At 69.3% G+C, this 16456-nt stretch carries 10 protein-coding genes; 4 read left to right on the plus strand and 6 right to left on the minus strand.

The genetic code is table 11. The annotated features are described in order from the left end of the window. Positions 1 to 98: 98 nt before the first annotated feature. The 3 genes from JYK18_RS19660 to JYK18_RS19670 all read right to left on the minus strand — a co-directional run bounded on the left by JYK18_RS19660 (position 99) and on the right by JYK18_RS19670 (position 4676). A complete protein-coding gene (locus JYK18_RS19660; protein ID WP_206803416.1) occupies positions 99 to 1166 on the minus strand; it encodes an iron-siderophore ABC transporter substrate-binding protein in 1068 nt (355 codons plus the stop codon). Positions 1167 to 1266: 100 nt separating this feature from the next. Next, positions 1267 to 3024: an ABC transporter ATP-binding protein gene (locus tag JYK18_RS19665; protein WP_374195034.1), complete on the minus strand. Its 1758-nt coding sequence runs from the start codon at positions 3022 to 3024 to the stop codon at positions 1267 to 1269. Beyond that, the gene (locus JYK18_RS19670; protein WP_206803417.1) at positions 3021 to 4676 is read right to left on the minus strand and encodes an ABC transporter ATP-binding protein; all 1656 of its coding nucleotides are present in this window, start codon (positions 4674 to 4676) and stop codon (positions 3021 to 3023) included. The genes JYK18_RS19665 and JYK18_RS19670 overlap by 4 nt, the downstream gene beginning before the upstream one ends. Positions 4677 to 4765: 89 nt before the next feature. Here JYK18_RS19670 and JYK18_RS19675 point away from each other — a divergent pair, with 89 nt between their 5' ends. Together JYK18_RS19675 and JYK18_RS19680 are read left to right on the plus strand one after the other, a co-directional pair. Next, complete coding sequence (locus tag JYK18_RS19675; protein WP_374195035.1) at positions 4766 to 5818, plus strand: FecCD family ABC transporter permease; 1053 nt, start codon at positions 4766 to 4768, stop codon at positions 5816 to 5818. Then, complete coding sequence (locus tag JYK18_RS19680) at positions 5788 to 6870, plus strand: iron chelate uptake ABC transporter family permease subunit (protein ID WP_307795958.1); 1083 nt, start codon at positions 5788 to 5790, stop codon at positions 6868 to 6870. The genes JYK18_RS19675 and JYK18_RS19680 overlap by 31 nt, the downstream gene beginning before the upstream one ends. A gap of 8 nt (positions 6871 to 6878) precedes the next feature. Here the strand turns inward: JYK18_RS19680 and JYK18_RS19685 are convergent, their stop codons facing one another. Further along, a complete protein-coding gene (locus JYK18_RS19685) occupies positions 6879 to 7739 on the minus strand; it encodes a DUF11 domain-containing protein (protein ID WP_206803418.1) in 861 nt (286 codons plus the stop codon). A 372-nt stretch (positions 7740 to 8111) separates the two neighbouring features. On the opposite strand from JYK18_RS19685, the gene JYK18_RS19690 reads away from it, so the two are divergent. Then, the gene (locus JYK18_RS19690; protein ID WP_206803419.1) at positions 8112 to 9347 is read left to right on the plus strand and encodes an HNH endonuclease signature motif containing protein; all 1236 of its coding nucleotides are present in this window, start codon (positions 8112 to 8114) and stop codon (positions 9345 to 9347) included. Positions 9348 to 9390: 43 nt separating this feature from the next. Beyond that, a complete protein-coding gene (locus JYK18_RS19695) occupies positions 9391 to 10137 on the plus strand; it encodes an SDR family oxidoreductase (RefSeq protein ID WP_206803420.1) in 747 nt (248 codons plus the stop codon). A 178-nt stretch (positions 10138 to 10315) separates the two neighbouring features. On the opposite strand, the gene JYK18_RS19700 is transcribed toward JYK18_RS19695, so the two are convergent. Together JYK18_RS19700 and gltB are read right to left on the minus strand one after the other, a co-directional pair. Then, positions 10316 to 11767 carry a glutamate synthase subunit beta gene (locus JYK18_RS19700; RefSeq protein WP_206803421.1) on the minus strand — a complete coding sequence of 484 codons (1452 nt, stop codon included), beginning with the start codon at positions 11765 to 11767 and terminating at the stop codon, positions 10316 to 10318. Beyond that, positions 11760 to 16295 carry a glutamate synthase large subunit gene (gltB, locus tag JYK18_RS19705; protein WP_206803422.1) on the minus strand — a complete coding sequence of 1512 codons (4536 nt, stop codon included), beginning with the start codon at positions 16293 to 16295 and terminating at the stop codon, positions 11760 to 11762. The genes JYK18_RS19700 and gltB overlap by 8 nt, the downstream gene beginning before the upstream one ends. Positions 16296 to 16456 lie beyond the last annotated feature (161 nt).

A 16456-nucleotide genomic window follows, 5' to 3' on the forward strand; every position in this document is an offset into this window, starting at 1 on the left:
TGCCGATGCCGGGCTGACCCGGGCATAAACCGAGCGGGGCACCACTTGCGCTGAATCGCAAGCAGTGCCCCGCTCGATGCGTTCGGGCCCGGTCCGGCTCAGGAGGTTACGGGCTTGACCTCGGTGGCCGGGTTGCCGTCCACCGCCGCGCTCAGCTGCGGCACCAGCCGTTCGACCACCCACGGCACCGACAGCGGCGACACGAACGAGATCCCGGCGCCGTACGGGCTGCCCTCGTCGATCAGCACCTCACGCTTCTCCTGCGCCACCCGCATGCCCGAGTAGAGCGTGTCCTTGTCCAGGGTCGCGCGCCCCTCGTCCACCCCGGCGACGATCCACGAGAGCGCGTCCACGTTGAGCAGGTCGGTGCGCTCCGGACTGATGTTCGCGCCGAACTTGTCGCCGATGACCTGGTCGAGGTTCGGCGGCAGGACGAAGCCGAGCGACGCCAGCACCCGCGAGCGCGGGTCCTCACTGCCGTAGATGAAGTAGCCCTGGTAGGTGGTCGCCATCAGCGCGCTCTTGCCCGCGAACTCCGGGTGCTCCTGCTTGACCGCGGCCAGCTTCGCGTCCACCTCGGAGATGATCTGCTCACCGGCGCCGCCCCGGCCCACGGCCTTGGTGATCCGGCGGGTGCTCTCCTGCCACGGCACGCCGTAGTCCTTGAACTCCTTGGGCTGCGCGACCGTCGGCGCGATCTGCGCCAGCTTGTCGTAGTGCTCCTGGGTCAACCCGGAGTAGAGGCCGAGGATAAGGTCGGGACGCAGCGAGGCGATCTTCTCGAACTGCGGGTCCGCGGTGCCCTTCATCACCTCGGGCAGCGGCGCGCCGTTCAGCTTCTGCGTCGCCCAGGGCCCGATCGCGCCGGGGAACTCGCCGACGAACTCGCTGGTGGCGACCGGCACCACGCCGACCGCGAGCAGCGCGTCCTGGTCGGTGTACCCGACCGTGACGATCCGCTTCGGCTCCGCCTTGATCTCGGTGGACCCGTACTTGTGGTCGATCGTCACCGGGAAAGCGGCGGGTTCGACCGGGACGGCACCCGGAGCGGTGGGCGCCGCGGGCGCTTCCTCGCTGCCGCAGCCGGCCAGTGCGGCGCTGGCCACCAGCGCCGAGGTCAGCAACCCGGCGAAACGCCGGAGGCGGCGGGTCGGGGATCGATCCATCGTCAGGTCCTTAGGGTCGAGTCGAGCAAAGGCAACTCAGGTTTGCCTAACCAAATATGTACGTCAAGTCCCGAGTGGCTCCCCTCGCAGCACAGCTTGGTTACTGTCGCTGACCGGACCACGCCGCCCACAGCCGCGCGTACCGCCCACCTGCGGCGACCAACTCGTCATGCGTGCCCGTCTCGGCCACGCGGCCATCGTCGAGCACCACGATCCGGTCAGCAGCCGCCGCCTGGCTCAGCCGGTGGGCAACCACCAGCCCGGTGCGTCCTCGCAACGCGGCCGCGGCCGACGCTTCCAGGACCCGCGCCCCCGCACTGCCCGCCTCGGCGGTCGCCTCGTCGAGGATGACGATCGGCGGATCAGTGAGGATCAGCCGTGCCAGCGCCAGCTGCTGCGCCTGCGCGACCGTGAGACGGTGCCCGCCGTCGCCGACCACGGTGGCGAGCCCGTCCGGGAGCGCGGTCGCCCAGTCCAGCGCGCCGACCTCGGCCAGTGCCGAGTGCAGCTCCTCATCGGTCGCCGTCGGCTTCGCCAACCGGAGGTCGTCGGCCAGCGGACCGGCGAACACGTGCACTTCCTGGCTGATCAGCGCCACCGTGCGCCGCGTCGCGGCCGGCCCTAGCTCGGCCAGTGGCACCCCGCCCAGCGAGATCGACCCGCTCGAAGGCGGATGGATCCCGGCGATCAGCTTCGCCAGCGTGGTCTTGCCGGCACCACTGGCACCCACGAGCGCGACGCGCTCCCCGGTGCCGATGTGCACGCTGACCTCGTGCAGCACGTCGTGACCGGGCACGTACGAGTGCCCCACCTCGGCGGTCTTCACCGAAGCGTCGACCGGAGCAGGCGACCGCTCGGGCTCCGGGGTGGACGGCAGGTCGGCGACGCCGATCAGGCGCGCGAGGCTCGCCGTGGCCGCCTGCGCGTCGTCCACCAGCGCCAACGCGGTTGTGATGGGCCCGAACAGCCCGTGGAAGTACAGCGCCGCCGCCGTCGCCGTGCCGATCGTGACGCCACCGCCGCGCACCAGCAGGAACCCGGCGATCAGCATCGCCGACAGTCCGATGAACTCGGCGTAGTTCAGCCGGGCGAAGAAGGTCGTCATCAGCCGGATGCCGCGCAACGACAGGGTGACCGCGGCATCGGACCGCTTGCGCATCCGCTCGACGTGGCTGTCGGCCAGCCGGAACGCCCGGACCGTCCGCGCACCACCGACCGTGTCGAGCAACTGCTGGTGCTGGGCACCCGCGGCCACCCGCTGAGCGGCGTACAGCGGAATCGCCTGGCGCGTGTACCGGCGCACGGCGAACACCTGGACGGGCGCCGCCAGCAGCGCCGCGAGCAGGAACCGCCAGTCCAGCAGTGCGAGTGCGCCGAGGGTGAGCACGATGGTCAGCGTCGCGCGGGACAGCTCCGGCAGTGCCTCACGAACGGCGCGTGCGATCACCGAGACGTCGCTGGTCACCCGCGAGGTGAGGTCGCCGGAACCCGCGCGCTCGACTTCGGACAACGGCAGGTTCAACGCCCGCGCGACGAAGCTCTCCCGCAGCGAGGCGAGCATGGTCTCGCCGAGACGAGCCACCATCGAGATCCCGAGCGCCATCGCGAGCCCCTGGGCCAGCGCGACCACGACCAGCGCGACCACCGGCACCACCAGCGCGTCGGCGGCCTCCTTGTTCGCGACCAGGTCGACGATCGAACCGAGCAGCGGGGCGATCGTCAGCCCGATCGCCGTGGCCGCGAAGAGCATGGCGAACGTGCCCAGCGCGCGCCCGCGTTGGGCACCCAGCAGGCCGGCGACGACAGTCCACGTACGCGCGCCGGACGCGATCGGCAGCAGAGGACGTTCCGCGCTCACGAGAGCACCGCCGCACGGTAGGCGGGGAGGTCACGGACCAGGTCGACATGTCGTCCGACCGCGCTCACCGCGCCATCCTCGATCAACGCCACCCGATCCGTCTCGGCCAGCAGGGCCGGGCTCGTGGTGACCAGCACGGTGGTGCGCGCACGCCGGAACTGCGCCAGCCCGGCGGCGATGCGTGCCTCGGTGACCGTGTCCACGGCTGTTGTCGGGTCGTGCACCACCAGCACGGGCGCCTCCACGGCTAGAGCGCGAGCCAACGCGACCCGCTGCCGCTGCCCGCCGGAAAGCGATTGCCCGCGTTCGGTGATCGCGGTGTGCACGCCATCGGGCAGCGCACTGGCGACCTCGTCCGCGGCGGCCGCGGCCAGCACCTCTTCGGAGCCCACGTTGTCCAGGAGGCTGCCTTCGAAGAGGTCGGCATCATGCGCGGCAACCAGGATCGCGGCGCGAACCTCGTGCGGGTCCATCGACGACAGGGGAGTCCCGTCGAGGAGGACGGTGCCTTCGGCCGGATCGACGTCGCGGCCAAGGCAGGCCAGCAAGCTCGTCGCGGCCGCCGGGTCGCCGGCCACGACCCCGACCAACTCCCCGGCCGCGACCTCCAGGTCCACGCCCTTGAGCGCGCCATGCCGCACCCCGGACAGCCGAATCTCCCCGGCGACCTCCGCCGGAACCGTCCCCGTGCCGCCTTCGACCGTCTGCGGCGCGGCCAGCACCTCGGCCACCCGTGCCGCCGACGCCCGCCCCTGCGCGAGTTCGGCGTTCGCCCAGCCGAGCACGCTCAGCGGCGCGAGCAGGTACTGCGCGAGCCCGACGGCGGCGACCAGGTCGCCGATGCTGATCGAGCCGCTGATCGCAAGGTTCCCGCCGACCAGCGCGACCAGGGCGATGAAGATGCCGGTCAGCGTGAGCACGGCGCCGCTGTGCCAAGCCTGCGCCCGGGCCGCCCGCAGGGTCGCGCCCAGCGAGTCCTGGCTGGTGCGGCGATACCGGTCGATCGCCGCGGGCTCGGCGCCGATGCCCTTGAGCACGCGCAGCCCGGCGACCAGATCCGCGGCGATGCCCGACGCGTGCGCGGCCCGCTCCTGCTCGACACCGCTGCGCCGCTCGAGCGGCTTGCCGATCACGTGCCCGAGCCAGAGCAGCGGCGGTACGCCCAGCAGCACTAGCAGTCCGAGCGGCACGCTGATGAGCAGCAGGAACACGGCGCTGACCACGATCCCGGTGGCGGCCGCGATGCCGAACGGCAGCACCCCGTTCACCGAGCCGACGCGCCGCGCGTCCTCGGTCGCGATGTTGACCAGCGCCCCGGGCAGGTGTCCCGCCTCGGCACCGCCGCGCGGATGCAGGATCCGCTCGCTCAACTCCAGGCGGATGCGGTGCCCGGTGTACTCGGCAGCGCGTTCGGCGAGCCGCAGCGCGTGGCGGTAGGTGTTCGACAACGCGGCGAACAGCACCAGCAGCACGATCAGCCAGGTCACCAGCTCGGCTGCCGAACCGGGCGCGATCGCCTGGTCGACCACCACGCCGATCAAAACGGGCACCAGCGCTTCACAGCCCTGGTGCGCGGCAGCGAGCACGGAAGCCGCGGTGAGGCGTCCCTTGTGCCCGCCGATCGCGCGTCGGAGCACGTCTCGGCCGGTCAACGTCGCCTCCCTGAGTCACCTGAGGAATAGCTAGGTAAGGCTACCCTATAAGCTGCCGTGGATTCGCTCATCGGAGGCTGGAGGCCGGGTTGGTAGTCGCACCGCCTGCCGAGCAAACCGAGCAGATCAAGCCGGCCGGAGCGCGCACGAACCTGCTCCGCCTGGCCGGGATCGTGCTCGCCCTCGGCGTGCTCGCCTTCGTGTTCGTGCTCAGCATCGCGATCGGAACCAAGGACATCCCGCTCGCCACCGCCTGGCACGTGCTGTGGAACAATGACGGTTCCAGCGAGGCCGTGATCATCCACGAGCTGCGCATCCCGCGCACGCTGCTCGGGATCGTCATGGGCGCGGCGATCGGCCTGTCCGGTTCGCTGATGCAGGCGCTGACCCGGAACCCACTGGCCGATCCCGGCCTGTTCGGGGTCAACCTCGGCGCGGCCGCCGCGATCGTGATCGGTATTGCCTTCCTCGGCGTGACCTCGATCTTCGGCTACGTGTGGTTCGCCTTCGCCGGCGCCGCGGTGGCCTCGGTGGTCGTCTACGTGCTCGGCTCGGCGGGTCGCAGTGGTTCCTCTCCTGACCGCTTGGTCCTCGCCGGCGCCGCGGTGACCGCGATGCTGTTCGCCTTCATCAGCGCGGTGGTGCTGCTCAACGTCGAGGTGTTCAACAAGTTCCGGTTCTGGAACGTCGGCTCGCTGGTCGGCCGCGGCACCGACACCCTGTTGCAGGTGCTGCCCTTCATCGCCCTCGGCGTGCTCATCGCGCTGATCCTGGCGCGCCCGCTCAACGCCCTCGCGCTCGGCGACCAGGCAGCCAGCGCGCTCGGCGCGAACGTCACCGCGACCCGTGTGGCCGGCGCGATCGCGGTGACCCTGCTGTGCGGCGGCGCCACCGCGGCGATCGGCCCGATCGGCTTCGTCGGCCTGGCCGTGCCCCACGCCGCGCGCTTGATCGTGGGCCCGGACCACCGCTGGGGCTTGCCCTATTCGATGGTGCTCGCGGCCATCCTCCTGCTCGGCGCCGACGTGCTCGGCCGGACCTTCGATGACACGGAAGAGGTGCAGGTCGGAATCATGACCGCGATCGTGGGTGCGCCGGTGTTCATCGCACTGTGCCGCCGCCGGAAGCCGGCGCGACTGTGAACACGCTCAAGACGACCGGCGCCAACCGGATTCTGCGCGCTCCCGGCGGCCGGGTGTCGCTGCGCGTCCCGGCCCGTGCGGTCCTCGTTTGCCTGGTGCTGGCCGTCGCCGTGGCCGCTGTCTCGGTGGTCAGCCTGACCACCGGCGACTACAAGCTTTCCGTGCCGGAAGTGGTCGCCACGCTCTTCGGCCAGGGCCCACCCGGCGCCGACTTCATCGTCACCACGCTGCGCCTGCCGCGCCTCCTCGCCGCCCTCCTGGTCGGCGCCGCACTCGCGGTAAGTGGCGCGATCTTGCAGAGCCTCTCCGGCAACGCGCTCGGCAGCCCCGACATCATCGGCTTCACCCACGGCTCCGCCACCGGCGCGCTCATCGTCATCATCACCACCGCGGGCGGCATGCTGGAAACCGCCTTGGGCGCGCTGGTCGGCGGCATGGTCACCGCGATCGTGGTCTACCTGCTGGCGTTCAAACGAGGCATGCACGGCCTGCGCATGGTGCTCATCGGCGTCGGCGTGAGCGCGATGCTTCTGTCGGCCAACTCGTACCTGATCACCAGGGCGAGCCTGCAGGACGCCGTTTCCGCACAAGCCTGGCAGGTCGGCGGCCTGAACGGCCGTGGCTGGGAACACGTCCAACCGGTCGCCATCGCCGTCGCCATCCTGTTGCCCATCGCCGCTTACTACGGTCGGCGCCTCTCCATGCTGGAGATGGGCGACGACGCGGCCAAGGGCCTCGGCGTGCCCGTGGAGCAGAGCAGGCTGGTCCTGTTCGGCGTCAGCGTGACGCTGTGCGCGGTAGCGACCGCCGCCGCCGGCCCGATCACCTTCCTCGCCCTCGCCGGACCGCAGCTCGCCCGCAAGCTGACCCGCGCTCCTGGACCGAACCTCCTGTCGTCTGCGCTGATGGGTGCTTTCCTGCTGATCGCCAGCGACCTAGCGATCCAGCGACTGTTCCCGTCCCAGCAACTGCCAGTTGGGATCGCCACCGGCATCCTCGGCGGTGGCTACCTCGCGTGGCTCCTCGCCGTTCGTTGGCGCGGTCGCAGTTAGGCGACCTGCTAGCCGCAGTTCGCCAGCAGCGGAGTGAGCACCGTGCAGGTCACCGACGACTTGTCGTTCGCCGAATTGAGGTCCTCGGGCACTGCGCCGGACCGGTTCGCGGTGAAGGTGAAGGGCAGGCCAATGGTCAGCAGGCCATAAGGCACAGAGAAGGCGGCCGTGCCCTTCGCCCCGTTCGCCAGCTCGCCGACTGTGCAAGCCACCGTGCCAGCTGACGGAGTGCAGCCAGCTCCGGCTGTCGCCTTCAACCCGGCCGGAAGGCTAGTGGTGACCGCGGTGCTCGTGGCCGGATCCGGTCCGTTGTTCGTGACACTCACGGTGAAGTCGATTCGTCCACCCAGCAGGCCCGGCCTCGGGGTGCCGGTGAGCTTGATCGCGCGGTCCGCCCTCGCGTCCACGGTCAAGGTCGGGCCGGCAACACGCTCGGTGGCGTAATTACTGCCGAAGAACTGCCCCTGCAGGGTATGTGTGAAGTCAGGCGCGTTCGCCGTGATCTTCAACGTAAAGGTCACCTGTGCGGCTTCACCCGCCGAAAGGGCCTCGGGCAGCGTGCCCTGGTAACCGACCGGGCCATCAGGCCCGTCCACAGTGGAGCACGCGACCCCGGAGCAGCTGACCAGCGTGGTGTACGAGGTCAGATTCTGAGGCGTGCTGAACAGCCGGGCCGCCGGGTGAAGCACCGTGAACCCGTTGACGTTCGTAATCGTTTCCGTGACGGTCACCGTCTCGCCGGGGTGCGCGATGGAAGTCGACGTGGAGAGCTGGACTTCGGGAGCAACTGCTCCGGCCGTCGTTGCGCCTGCCAACGTCACGACTCCGCCAAGGAGCACGACAGCGAGCAGTCGTCGGGTTCGGCGCATCGTGGCACCCTCTCGCCAGGGCGAGCCCAGGGCGGGCCGCCGCTATCCATGATTCGTCCTACCGACCGAAGCCGTTACACCATCTGCACGAGCTCCTTGCTTCCACGCGTCCGGCCAACCCGTCAGCGACTGCTTCAGACGCTCTACCAAGATCAACCGGTCGCTGCCGGCACGCGGTCGCGCCGCGTCGTGCAGTCCGGGTGACCTGGCTACGTCTCTCTGGGATCTTCATACCTGAACGACCCGATGTTGTCGATTTCCAACTATGCGAACGGTGTATTTATTGCGATTTTCGCCGAGAACTGCTCCGTTCGACAGCCTATTTCGGCCAGGTAATCGACATCTGACCCTGTTGCTGCTTACCGTTGTTGCGTGTCCGAGCAATCACGGAAACTTTCCGACCAAGAACTCACCGCTAGCCATGTCGATGCCGTGCGCAAGTTCGACATGGCGTACGCGGAGCTGCTTCGTGGCATCGCTGAGATGCGGGACAGGGGGCTGAAGCACGGCTTCAGCAGTTTCACGCACTTCCAGACCGAGACTGACCACGTCACCAAGGGTGAGGCTCTGGCCCGAGAACGTGCAGCCGACCTGCTGTACCGACAACGTGGTCCAGATCCGCCCGTGCTCGCAGCGGTTGGTGAGGCATTGACCAAGGGGACCATCAACCGTGAACACGTGACTGAGATCTGCAAGGTGGTCAATGCCTTGTCGGACAAGGTTTCCGTCGAAGACCTGACGGTTCACGAGAGAACCTTGATCGACTTGGCGCGGCAGGCGCGACCGCACGAGGTGCGCCGGGTTGGCCAGCGAATCGTGGACTATGTCGAACAGAGCAGCAAGTCGCCTGAGGACGACGATCGTGAACAAGTTCGCCCACAGTGCGCGTTGAAAATCTGGCAGGACGGAAGCGGACACTGGCAGTTGCGAGGTGCGCTCGATCGTGTCGGTGCGCAGACCCTGCAGGGGCTTCTCGGCGTGCTGGCCAAGCCGAGGCCGAAGGATCCGGCGACCGGCGCCTTCGATCCGCGCTCCACGGCAGAACGGCAAGGCGATGCTCTGGTCGAAATCTTGGAACTCGCGGCGCGAAGTGACGACCTGCCGGTGCAAGGCGGCGAGTCGGCGGTCCTGACGTTGAATATCAACCTGGACGAGATGAAGACGAACCAGCCGGTGTTGCTCAACGAGTCGGCCTATGTCTCGATGAACACCGCTCGTCGGATCTGCTGCGGTGGTGCCTCCGTCACGCCGATGATCTTCCGCGGTGACGGGGAGGACCTGGTGCTCGGCAGGATGAGTCGCACAGCCACCAAAGCCCAGCGAAGAGCCTTGGCGGCCCGAGACCGCGGATGTACCTTCCCGGGCTGCACACGTACTCCTAAGTGGACCGAGCCACACCACGTCGTCTACTGGACGCACAGCGGTCAAACCGACCTCGACAACCTGGTCCTGCTGTGCAGTCACCATCATCGCGTCATCCACCACACCGAGTGGCACATTCGCATGATCAACCAGCGGCCAGCCTTCTACGCACCGCGCTGGCTCGACCCCGCACAGACACCGCAGTACAACCTCGCCCACCGCATCCCCGATCGGGCCACCGCGTAGATTCTCGGGGGCATGTTGATCGGCCCGGGAAGGAGACGGCGGAATGGTTTCGACGGAGAAGGTCGCGGTGGTGACCGGTGCGGGTTCCGGCCTCGGCAAGGTGGTGGCGCTCGCGCTGCTGGAGGACGGGTACCAGGTCGCACTCGCCGGACGGCGGCCGGAGCCGCTGGCCGAGACGGCGGCCGGGTTCGACGGGGCCGAGGTGATCCCCACCGACGTGGCGTCGGCGGACTCCGTGGCCGCGCTGTTCGATGCCGTCCGGAACAAGTGGGGACGGGTGGACCTGCTGTTCAACAACGCCGGGACGTCGGGGCCGGCCGGGGACGTCGACGAGATCTCGCCGGAGGACTGGGCGAGCACGGTCGGTGTCAACCTGACCGGTTCGTTCCTTTGTGCACACCACGCCGTGCGGCTGATGAAGGAGCAGCGACCGCGGGGAGGGCGGATCATCAACAACGGCTCGATCTCCGCGCACTCGCCGCGACCGCAGCGGGCTGCTTACACGGCGACGAAGCATGCGATCACGGGTTTGACCAAGCAGATCTCGCTGGACGGGCGTGCTCATGACATCGCGTGTGGCCAGATCGACATCGGGAACGCCGCCACGGACCTTGCTGCGGCGTTCGCGGACGGGGTTCCACAGGCCAACGGAACGGTGATGGCCGAGCCGACGTTCGATCCGGCTCACGTCGCTAGTGCGGTGCTCTATATGGCGAACTTGCCGCTGAACACGAATGTGCAGTTCATGACCATCGCTGCGACGAACATGCCGTTCATTGGGCGAGGCTGAGCGGTGCCGCCTGGGCGAGGCTGAGGGCCAGGGCTGGGGCAGCGGGGACCAGTCGCTGGGATTAGGAGCGGGATTGCGAGGCTGCTGAGGCAGGCGGGGAAGGTAGGGAACAGGCGGAGAGGATGGGGAAGCGGAGGAGGTCCGGCGACGACGCTGGCACCGGGCCTCCTCCGCCGACTCAGGCGATCGGCCGGTCGGTGGGCGCGATCGGGGTTGGGAGGATTTCCCGGCCGGTGAGCTGGGCGTCCACCGCGGCGGCGGCGGAGCGGCCTTCGGCGATTGCCCAGACGATGAGCGACTGGCCGCGGCCCATGTCGCCGGCGACGAAGACGTCGTCGAGGCTGGTGCGGAACTTCGCGTTGCGGGCGACGTTGCCGCGCTGGTCCAGATCGACGCCGAGGTTTTCCAGGAGGCCGGGGCGTTCTGGGCCGACGAAGCCCATGGCGAGCAGGACGAGTTCGGCGCACAGTTCTCGTTCGGTGCCCTCGACGGGGACGAACTTTCCGTTCTCCGAGCGGACTTCGACGAGGCTCAGTGCGCGTACTCGGCCTGAGCCGTCGTCGACGAACTGCTGGGTGTTGACCGAGTAGAGGCGCTCGCCGCCCTCTTCGTGGGCCGAGGAGACGCGGTAGATCATCGGGTAGGTCGGCCACGGGTGGGCGTCGGAGCGGGACTCCGGCGGGCGCGGCATGATCTCCAGCTGGGTCACCGAGAGCGCGCCCTGGCGGTGTGCGGTGCCGACGCAGTCCGCGCCGGTGTCGCCGCCGCCGATTACCACGACGTGCTTGCCGTGCGCGTTGATCGTCGGGGTGTCGAGCGTGCCGGCGGCGACGCGGTTCGCCGGGGGCAGGTACTCCATCGCCTGGTGCACGCCGTCGAGGTCGCGGCCCGGGATGGGGAGGTCCCGCCAGGCTGTCGCGCCACCGGCGAGGACCACGGCGTCGTGGTCGGCTCGCAGGTCCTCGACCGACAGGTCCACGCCGACGTTCACGCCGGTGCGGAATTCGGTGCCTTCGGCGCGCATCTGGTCCAGGCGCCGGTCCAGGCGGTGCTTCTCCATTTTGAACTCGGGGATGCCGTACCGGAGAAGGCCCCCGATGGCATCGGCTCGCTCGTAGACCACGACGGTGTGGCCCGCGCGGGTGAGCTGCTGCGCGGCGGCGAGGCCGGACGGCCCCGAGCCGACCACGGCCACCTTCTTCCCGGTCCGGTTCTCCGGGATCTGCGGGGTGACCCACCCTTCCTCGAAGGCGCGGTCGATGATGGAGATCTCCACCCGCTTGATGGTGACCGGGTCGTCATTGATCCCGAGCACGCAGGCCGTCTCGCACGGAGCCGGGCACAGGGTGCCGGTGAACTCCGGGAAGTTGTTGGTCGCGTGCAGCCGTTCGGCCGCCGCGCGCCAGTCCTCCTTCCACACCAGCGTGTTCCACTCCGGGATCAGGTTCCCCAGCGGACAGCCCTGGTGGCAGAACGGGATGCCGCAGTCCATACAGCGGCCCGCCTGCTTCTCCAGCTTGCTGGTCGCGAAGTCCTCGTAGACCTCCCGCCAGTCGAGCAGGCGCAGGTCCACCGGCCGCCGCTGCGGCAGTTCGCGTTCGGTGGTCAGAAAGCCCTTGGGGTCAGCCATGTGCGGCCTCCATGATCGCCTCGTTCACGTCGCGGCCTTCGCGTTCGGCGGCGGCCTGCGCGAGCAGCACTCGCTTGTAGTCCTTCGGCATCACCTTGCCGAACCTGGTCACCGCGGCGTCCCAGTCGGCCAGCAGCTCGCGGGCGATGGCCGACTCGGTCTCGTCGTAGTGCCGTTCGACCGCGTCGCGGAGCAGTTCGGTGTCCTCGTCGTCGAGGGGCTCGAGCTCCACCATCTCGGTGTTGAGCCGCTTCGTGTCCACGTCGAGCAGGTAGGCGATGCCCCCGGACATGCCGGCCGCGAAGTTGCGCCCGACCGTGCCCAGCACGACCACCCGGCCGCCCGTCATGTACTCGCACCCGTGGTCGCCGACGCCTTCCACGACGGCCAGCGCACCGGAGTTCCGCACGCAGAACCGCTCCCCGACCCGGCCGCGGATGAAGATCTCCCCGCTGGTCGCGCCGTAGCCGATCACGTTGCCGGCGATGATGTGGTCCTCGGCGGCGTACTGCGCCTCGCGCGGCGGGCGGACCACGATCCGCCCACCGGACAGGCCCTTCGCCACGTAGTCGTTGCCGTCGCCGATCAGGCGCAGCGTGATGCCCTTCGGCACGAAGGCGCCGAACGACTGGCCCGCGGTGCCGGTGAAGGTCACGTCGATCGTGCCGTCCGGCAGGCCCTCACCGCCCCAGCGCTTGGTCAGCTCCGAACCCAGCATGGTGCCCACGGTCCGGTTCACGTTGCGCACCGGCAGCTCCAGCCGCACCTTGTCACCCGACGAAAGGGCGCCCTCGGCCAGCTGGATCAGCGTGTTGTCGAGCGCCTTGTCCAGCCCGTGGTCCTGCGCCACGACCTGGTGCCGGGACGCACGCGGCTCCAGCTCCGGCACGTGGAAGATCGGCGACAGGTCCAGCCCCGAGGCCTTCCAGTGCTCCACCGCCTTGCGGGTGTCGAGCAGCTCGGCGTGCCCGACCGCCTCGGCGATCGACCGGAACCCCAGCTGCGACAGGTACTCCCGCACCTCCTGCGCGATGAACTCGAAGAAGTTCACCACGTACTCCGCCTTGCCGCTGAACTTCTCGCGCAGCACCGGGTTCTGCGTGGCCACCCCGACCGGGCAGGTGTCCAGGTGGCACACCCGCATCATGATGCAGCCGGAGACCACCAGCGGCGCGGTCGCGAAGCCGAACTCCTCCGCACCCAGCAGCGCGGCGATGATCACGTCCCGGCCGGTCTTGAGCTGACCGTCGGTCTGCACCACGATCCGGTCCCGCAGCCGGTTCGCCAGCAGCGTCTGCTGCGTTTCGGCGAGCCCCAGCTCCCACGGGCCACCCGCGTGCTTGATCGACGACAGCGGCGAAGCACCGGTACCGCCGTCGTGCCCGGAGATGAGCACCACGTCGGCGTGCGCCTTGGACACCCCGGCCGCCACCGTGCCGACGCCCACCTCGGACACCAGCTTCACGTGGATGCGGGCGTTCGGGTTGGCGTTCTTCAGGTCGTGGATCAGTTGCGCCAGATCCTCGATGGAGTAGATGTCGTGGTGCGGCGGCGGCGAGATCAGGCCGACCCCCGGCGTGGAGAACCGCGTCTTCGCGATCCACGGGTACACCTTCGCGCCGGGCAGCTGCCCGCCCTCGCCGGGCTTCGCGCCCTGCGCCATCTTGATCTGGATGTCGTCGGCGTTGACCAGGTACTCGCTCGTCACGCCGAACCGGCCGCTCGCGACCTGCTTGACCGCCGAGCGGCGCTCCGGGTCGTACAACCGGTCGGCGTCCTCGCCGCCTTCACCGGTGTTGGACTTGCCGCCCAGCCGGTTCATCGCGATCGCCAGCGTCTGGTGCATCTCCTTCGAGATCGAGCCGTAGGAGATGGCGCCGGTGGCGAACCGCTTGACGATCTCGGACACCGGCTCGACCTCTTCGATCGGGACCGGCGCCCGCGTGCCCTCCTTGAAACCGAAGAGCCCGCGCAGCGTCAGCAGCCGCTCCGCCTGGTCGTCGACCTGCTTGGTGTACTCCTTGAAGATCTCGTACTTGCCGGACCTGGTGGAGTGCTGCAGCTTGAACACCGTCTGCGGGTTGAACAGGTGCGGTTCACCCTCGCGGCGCCACTGGTAGTCGGCGCCGGTCTCCAGCTCGCGGTGGCTCGGGCGCACCCCGTCGACCGGGAACGCCCGCCGGTGCCGCAGCGCGACCTCCTGCGCGATGGTCTCGAACCCGATGCCGCCGAGCCGCGAGGTGGTGCCGGTGAAGCAGGTGCTGATGACCTCCTCACCCAGTCCGATCGCCTCGAAGATCTGCGCGCCGGTGTAGGAGGCCACGGTGGACACACCCATCTTCGACATCGTCTTGCGCACGCCCTTGCCCAGCGCCTTGATCAGGTTCCGGGTGGCCTGCTTCGCGTCGACGCCGTCGATTTTCCCGGCCGAGGCGAGCTCCTCCACCGTCGCCATCGCGAGGTACGGGTTGACCGCGGCCGCGCCGTAGCCGATGAGCAGCGCGATGTGGTGCACCTCGCGGGCGTCCCCGGCCTCGACGAGCAGGCCGACCTGCGTCCTGGTCTTCTCGCGGACCAGGTGGTGGTGCACCGCGCCGGTGAGCAGCAGCGACGGGATCGGCGCGTGCTTCTCGTCGACGCCGCGGTCGGACAGCACGATCAGCCGGGCGCCGTCGGCGATCGCCTGCGACACCTCCGCCCTGATCTCGTCCAGCCGCCGGGTGAGCGCCTCGGCGCCACCGTCCACTTCGTACTTGCCGAACACGGTGACCGCGCTGAACTCCGGCAGGTCGCCGTCGTCGTTGATGTGCACCAGCTTGGCGAGCTCGTCGTTGTCGAGCACCGGGAACGGCAGCACGATGCGACGGCACGACCCGGCGTCGGCGGTGAGCAGGTTCGGCTCGGCGCCGAGCTGCGCACCGAGCGCGGTGACCAGCTCCTCGCGGATCGCGTCCAGCGGCGGGTTGGTCACCTGGGCGAACAGCTGGGTGAAGTAGTCGAACAGCTGCCGCGAACCGCTGGACAGCGGGGCGAGCGGCGAGTCGTTCCCCATCGAGCCGATCGGCTCCGCGCCGGTGCGGGCCATCGGCTCGAGCAGGACGTCGAGCTCCTCTTCGGAGTAACCGAACGCCTGCTGCCGCCGGACCAGCGCGGCGTGCGGGGGTACCTCGCGCTCCCGCTCCGGCAGGTCCTCCAGCTGGAGCAGGCCCTGCTCGACCCACTCCTGGTACGGGTGCTCGGCGGCGAGCCCGCCCTTGATCTCGTCGTCCTCGACGATGCGGCCTTCGACGGTGTCCACCAGGAACATCCGGCCCGGCTCCAGCCGTCCCTTCCGGACGATCGACGCCTGGTCGATGTCCAGCACGCCGACCTCACTGGCCAGCACGACCAGGCCGTCCTCGGTGACCCAGTAGCGCGCGGGCCGCAGGCCGTTGCGGTCGAGCACGGCGCCGATCTGGGTGCCGTCGGTGAAGGCGACCAGCGCCGGCCCGTCCCACGGCTCCATCAGCGTGGAGTGGAACTCGTAGAACGCCCGGCGGGCCGGGTCCATCTCCTCGTGGTTCTCCCAGGCTTCCGGGATCATCATCAGCACCGCGTGCGGCAGCGGCCGCCCGCCGAGGTGGAGCAGCTCCAGCACCTCGTCGAAGGAGGCGGAGTCGCTGGCACCACGGGTGATCACCGGGTAGAGCCGCTCCAGGTCGCCGGGGATCAGCTCGCTGGCGAGCATCGACTCCCTGGCGTCCATCCAGTTGCGGTTGCCGCGCAACGTGTTGATCTCGCCGTTGTGCGCGACGTACCGGTAGGGGTGCGCCAGCGGCCACGACGGGAAGGTGTTGGTGGAGAAGCGGGAGTGCACCAGTCCGATGGCACTGGTAACGCGCTCGTCGGTGAGGTCGGGGAAGAAGCTCTCCACCTGCGCCTCGGTGAGCATTCCCTTGTAGACGATGGTTCGGGCCGACAGGCTCGGGAAGTAGACCTCGTCCTCGGCCAGTTCGTGTTCGGCGCGCTTGCGCACGCAGAACGCGGCGCGCTCCATGGCGAGCCCGGTCTGCTCGGGGGAGCGCGGGCCGAGGAAGAGCTGGCTGAAGTGCGGCATGGTGGCGGCCGCGGTCGGTCCGGTGTGCTCGGTGCGGACCGGGAGTTCGCGCCAGCCGAGCACCTGGGTGCCCTCTTCGGCGGCGATCCGTTCGATCGCGCTCATCGCGCGGCCGCGGGCCGTTTCGTCGACCGGCAGGAACGCGGTGCCGACGGCGTATTCGCCCGGCTCGGGCAGGTCGAAGTCGGTGACCGCGCGGAAGAACTCGTCCGGGACCTGGATCAGCAGGCCCGCGCCGTCACCGGTTTCCGGTTCGGCGCCGCGGGCGCCGCGGTGTTCGAGGTTCCGCAGTGCGACCAGTGCCTTGCGAACGATCTGGTGGTCTCGTCTCCCGGTGAGATCCGCGACAAAGGCGACCCCGCAGGCGTCGTGCTCGTACTGCGGGTCGTACAGGCCGGCTGGCCTGCGCTGGTGCTGATCATGGCGGGTCACGGCTGGCCGCCTCCTCGGGCGTAGGCAGTACCGGGCTGTCACCCGATCGGGCCGGTCTGGCGGACTCGGCTAACGGGCGGACCCCGGACTGCGATGGTCAGTCGAGAGCGAAGACGCGTAAGCCCGGAAAAATCCTGGGCACGCTGATCGACGGGACCACA

It is taken from the genome of Amycolatopsis sp. 195334CR, assembly GCF_017309385.1.
Classification (GTDB): Bacteria; Actinomycetota; Actinomycetes; order Mycobacteriales; family Pseudonocardiaceae; genus Amycolatopsis.